The organism is Streptomyces sp. (genome assembly GCF_035563135.1).
Classification (GTDB): domain Bacteria; phylum Actinomycetota; class Actinomycetes; order Streptomycetales; family Streptomycetaceae; genus Streptomyces.
In genome coordinates this window covers 1-4,739 of sequence record NZ_DATMVN010000043.1, presented here as the reverse complement: position 1 = coordinate 4,739, position 4,739 = coordinate 1, and the positions used below count along the sequence as shown (strand labels likewise).

The 4,739-nt window shown below is 71.0% G+C and carries 3 protein-coding genes and 1 pseudogene; 1 reads left to right on the top strand and 3 read right to left on the bottom strand.

Annotated elements, in window-relative coordinates:
• Positions 1 to 62: 62 nt before the first annotated feature.
• Positions 63 to 1,703 (top strand): ABC-F family ATP-binding cassette domain-containing protein, encoded by a 1,641-nt coding sequence (locus VN520_RS02075; protein ID WP_325745088.1) that lies wholly within the window; start codon positions 63 to 65, stop codon positions 1,701 to 1,703.
• 57 nt (positions 1,704 to 1,760) lie between these two features.
• Here the strand turns inward: VN520_RS02075 and VN520_RS02070 are convergent, their stop codons facing one another.
• The 3 genes and pseudogenes from VN520_RS02070 to VN520_RS02060 all read right to left on the bottom strand — a co-directional run bounded on the left by VN520_RS02070 (position 1,761) and on the right by VN520_RS02060 (position 4,249).
• The gene (locus VN520_RS02070) at positions 1,761 to 2,405 is read right to left on the bottom strand and encodes a pectate lyase (protein WP_414719751.1); all 645 of its coding nucleotides are present in this window, start codon (positions 2,403 to 2,405) and stop codon (positions 1,761 to 1,763) included.
• Between the two features lie 120 nt (positions 2,406 to 2,525).
• A pseudogene (locus VN520_RS02065) lies at positions 2,526 to 3,005 on the bottom strand (RICIN domain-containing protein); the annotation flags it as partial.
• Positions 3,006 to 3,247: 242 nt separating this feature from the next.
• Positions 3,248 to 4,249: a LacI family DNA-binding transcriptional regulator gene (locus VN520_RS02060; RefSeq protein WP_325745087.1), complete on the bottom strand. Its 1,002-nt coding sequence runs from the start codon at positions 4,247 to 4,249 to the stop codon at positions 3,248 to 3,250.
• Between the last annotated feature and the right edge of the window lie 490 nt (positions 4,250 to 4,739).

Sequence of the window (4,739 nt, the reverse complement as noted above, 5' to 3'; positions counted from 1 at the left end):
TGACCGCACCCGTGGTCCGGCGGAAGGGGAGGGGCCGGAGGTTCGTTAGGATCGGCTTCCTGATGACTGCCACTCTCGTCGCCAAGGAACTCGCCGCCGGACACGGCGACCGCACGCTCTTCACCGGACTCGACCTCGTGGTCGCGCCCGGTGACGTGATCGGTCTCGTCGGAGCCAACGGCGCGGGCAAATCCTCGCTGCTCCGCCTGCTCGCGGGGCTCGACCGGCCTGAGGAGGGGGAGCTGCGGCTCTCCCCGCCCACCGCCACCGTCGGACACCTCCCCCAGGAGCCCGAGCGCCGCGCGGGCGAGTCCGTACGGGAATTCCTCGCCCGCCGCACCGGGGTGGCCGACGCCCAGGCCGCCATGGACGCAGCGACCCAGGCCCTGGTCGAGGGGGCACCCGGTGCGGACGACGCGTACTCCGACACGCTGGAGCGCTGGCTGTCCCTCGGCGGCGCCGACCTGGACGAACGCGCCGAGGAGGTCGCCGCCGACCTCGGCCTGACCATCGGCCTCGACCTGCCGATGACGGCTCTCTCCGGCGGCCAGGCGGCCCGCGCCGGTCTGGCCTCGCTGCTGCTGTCGCGCTACGACGTGTTCCTGCTCGACGAGCCCACCAACGATCTGGACCTCGACGGCCTGGAGCGTCTGGAGCGCTTCGTGTCAGGGCTGCGCGCCGGCACCGTCGTCGTCAGCCACGACCGCGAGTTCCTGATGCGGACGGTCACCAAGGTCCTGGAGCTCGACCTCGCCCAGCAGGAGATCAACCTCTACGGCGGCGGTTACTCCGCATACCTGGAGGAGCGCGAACGCGCCCGGGCGCACGCCCGCGAGGAGTTCGAGGAGTACGCCGACAAGCGCTCCGCGCTCGAGGGCCGCGCCCAGATGCAGCGCGGCTGGATGGACAAGGGCGTGAAGAACGCCCGTCGCAAGGCCACCGACAACGACAAGATCGGCCGCAAGTTCCGCAGCGAGGCCAGCGAGAAGCAGGCTGCGAAGGCCAGACAGACGCAGCGCATGATCGAGCGCCTCGACGTCGTCGAGGAACCCCGCAAGGAGTGGGAGCTGCGGATGGAGATCGCCTCCGCGCCGCGCTCCGGTTCCGTCGTGGCCACCCTGCGTGATGCCGCCGTCGTCCGGGGCGGCTTCTCCTTCGGCCCGGCCACCCTGCAGATCGACTGGGCGGACCGGGTCGCCATCACCGGCGCCAACGGCGCGGGCAAGTCCACGCTGCTCGCCGCCCTGCTCGGCAGACTCCCGCTGGACGCGGGCCACGCCACGCTCGGCTCGGGCGTCGTGGTGGGCGAGGTCGACCAGGCGCGCAAGCTGTTCCACGGTACGGAGAGCCTGCTGGACGCGTTCTGCGCCGCCGTCCCGGACACCGAGCCCGCCGAGGTGCGCACGCTGCTCGCCAAGTTCGGCCTGCGCGCCGCCCATGTGCTGCGCCCCGCGACCACGCTCTCGCCCGGCGAGCGCACCCGGGCCGGCCTCGCGCTCCTCCAGGGCCGGGGCGTCAATCTGCTCGTCCTGGACGAGCCCACGAACCATCTGGATCTTCCGGCGATCGAACAGCTGGAGTCGGCGCTGGAGGCGTACACCGGGACACTGCTGCTGGTCACGCACGACCGGCGGATGCTGGAGGCGGTCCGTACGACCCGCCGCGTCGAGGTGTCCGACGGCAAGGTCACCGAGGCCGGCTGATGCGCGAGGAGCCCGTCCCCCGAGGGGGGACGGGCTCCGGCCGGGCGCGCTCGTGCCTCAGTCGACGTAACTGATGTCGGACGAGGAGTAGATGCAGTGGGTGCCGTCCGCCCCCGTGCCGATCTGGCTGGGCTCGCCGCTCGTGGTGCCCCTGTACTTGGTGCAGATGTCGAGGTCGCGGCCGCCGTCGTCGTAGATCGTGACGTCCGAGAACCGTGCGGTGTCGCCGTAGTTGGTGTTGATCCCGACCAGGGAGTCAGCGGGAGCCGTCACCCAGATGTTCTGCAGCTGGATGTGCCGGGCGTTCTGCGTGGAGCAGTTGCCGCAGGAGCGGACCAGCTTCCCGAAGTCCTCGACCTGGAAGTTCTTGACGACCAGGGTGCCGACGCCGTTGTGCTGGAACACCTTGTCCTCGGCCTGCCTGGCGCCGCCGCCGTCGATCGTGCGGACCGTCGAGGAGGAGCCGCCGCGGAAGGTCGCGGCGTCCTCGCCCACGTCCTCCCACCAGACGTTCTTGATCGTGCAGGTGCCCGCGCAGTGCACACCGTCGGCGGCCGGAGCGCCGAGGATGACGTTTTGGAGGGTGGCGCCGTCCGCCAGCCTGATCATCGGGGGCTGGTCCTCGTCCTGGCCACCGCTGCCCAGGTCACCGCTGCCGTACAGGCGCTTCATGCCACCGTCGTACGTGCCCGAGACCTCGATCGTCGAGGAGACGGCCTGGCTGCCGTTGGCGGCCGGCCAGGAGGGCCGGTCCGTGGGCGGGTCGGTCGGAGGATCGGTCGGCGGGTCCGTGGGCGGGTCCGTGGGTACGGTGCCCGAGGCGGTGAAGGTCCAGCTCTTGCTGCTCACCGAGTCGCAGGAGTTCTGCTGGACCACGGCGCCCGAGGCCGTCGAGCTGTCCTTCACGTTGAGGCACTTGCCGCCGTTGCTGTTGACGACGCGGTAGGTGTTGCCGCTGACCGCGGCCAGGGTCCACACCTGGGAGGCGGTTCCGCTGCAGTCCTGCTGTTCCACGGCCTTGCCGGCGCTGGTGGATGCTCCCCGTACGCCGGCGCACTTGGCGCTGTTCGCGGCGGTCAGGGTGTAGCCGCTGCCTGAGGCGGTGAGCTTCCAGGTCTGGCTGGCGGCACCGTTGCAGGCGCTCTGGGTGAGCTGCGTGCCGGCGGAGGTGCTCGCGCCCGGTACGCCCAGACACAGGCCACTGGCGGCGTTCGCCAGGCTGTACGAGCCCGCAGCCGGGGCTGCCGAGGCGGAGCCGGTCGCGAAGAGCGCGGTGAGTCCTGCGGCGAGCAGTGAAACCACGGCTGTGAAGGTGGCGGCCGCACGGCCGCCACCTCTTCTGACGTGCTGGTTCTCAGTACGCACTGGTTATTCCTTTCACCGCCTGCGGCGTCCTCCGCAGGCACCTGTCAACGGTTGGTGCGGTGGTGAAGGCTGAACCCGGCTCAGGAACAAGATTCCCTATTATGAACCCAGTTCGAGTATGCGAACAACGGTGACGGTACGACACCCGCCCTGAGCGGTCAACAAGATGGTGCGGACGATCAGCCGGCCGTCGGACCCGGCCCTGCGGTGGAGTCCCTGACCACCAGTGACGTGGCCAGCGTGGCCTGTGCCGTGGCGGGGCCGGCGCCGACCGCGTCGATCGCCTCGATCGCCTGGATCAGCAGGTCGACCGCCGTCCTGCCGGCCGGAGCGGTGGGCATCGCGACCGTGGTGAGCCGGGGCCGGTTCAGCCGCCCGGCCACGGTGTCGTCCACGCCGATCACGCTGATGTCGCGCGGCACCCGCACCTCCCGCCCGTCCAGCCCTTCGATGAGTCCGATGGCGACCAGGTCGTTGTAAGCGATCACGCCGGTGGCTCCCGTCCTGAGTACGGCGGCCGTCACCCCGGTCCCGCCCTGCTCCGTCGGTGCGTTGGGGCCGAGCACGTCGAGCCGGATGCCCCGCTCCGCGGCCGCACGGCCGGCGGCCCGTCGCATCTCCGCGCTGGTCCACGATCCTCGCGGGCCGCCGACCAGGGCCAGATGCCCGTGACCCAGGCCCGCGAGGTGCTCGACCGCGAGGGCCGCACCGTGCGCCACGTCCATCAGGACGGCGGAGAGCCCCGCCACCTGGCGGTTGACCAGGACGAAGGGCAGGTCCCCGCCCAGCCGGGCGATGACGTCGTTGGCCAGCCGGGGACTGACCAGGACCACGCCGTCGACCTGGCGGGCCAGGGTCCGGATCAGCTCCTCCTCCGCATGGACGTCCTCGTCGGTGTCCGCCACGAAGACCTGGTAACCGCGGACACGGGCGTACGCCTGAGCGGCCTTGATGAGCGGCGGGTAGAAGGGGTTGGCGATGTCGGAGACGATCAGCCCGAGATTCCGGGTGCGGCCGGTGGTCAGCGCCCGTGCCGTCTCGTTGGGCTGGTAGCCCAGCTGTGCGGCGACGGCCAGGACCCGGTCCCGGGTCTCCCGCTTCACGAGATGGGAGGCCGAGAAGGCCCGCGAGACGGTGGAGACGTGAACCCCCGCGGCCTGCGCGACATCACGGATGGTCATCGCCACGGTTGTTTCCCCTTGCCGCTCCTGCGCCTTCGCCCGCCTGCCCCGAACGTACCCCTGCCGGCATCCGGTGCATACGGGGGACCGCGAGACCGTGGAGGCCCCGCGCACGCGGTCTGCAACCGGTTGCACACAGGGCCGTGCGTCAAGGAGCGGAACAGGTCCGCGCGTCGGCGGAGGGGGCGAATCCGGTCGCCGGAGCCAGGGAGACGGGCGTGGGGCTTCGTGCTGTGAGGGACACGGCAGTCCTTTCCTCCGAGGAGCCGGTGGGGGAGTGAGAGGCGGGGAACCTCACTCCTCCGTCATGTGGTCCGTGCTGCCGGAACGCGGTCGGTGCAGTGCAACCGGTTGCATCGCGGACTGGCACTCAGAGTGATGGTGAGTCCTGGACATGTCAATGCTTCCGGCGGCACTCGTTCCACGTGGCGGTGCCGAGCCATTTCCGCAGCCCGGCTCCGGCGGGGGCGAAACCGGGCGGACAGGGGGG

Excerpts from the sequence above, each read along its gene's own strand:
- VN520_RS02060 (WP_325745087.1), bottom strand. The coding sequence starts at position 4,249 with ATGACCATCCGTGATGTCGCGCAGGCCGCGGGGGTTCACGTCTCCACC.
- VN520_RS02075 (WP_325745088.1), top strand. The coding sequence starts at position 63 with ATGACTGCCACTCTCGTCGCCAAGGAACTCGCCGCCGGACACGGCGAC.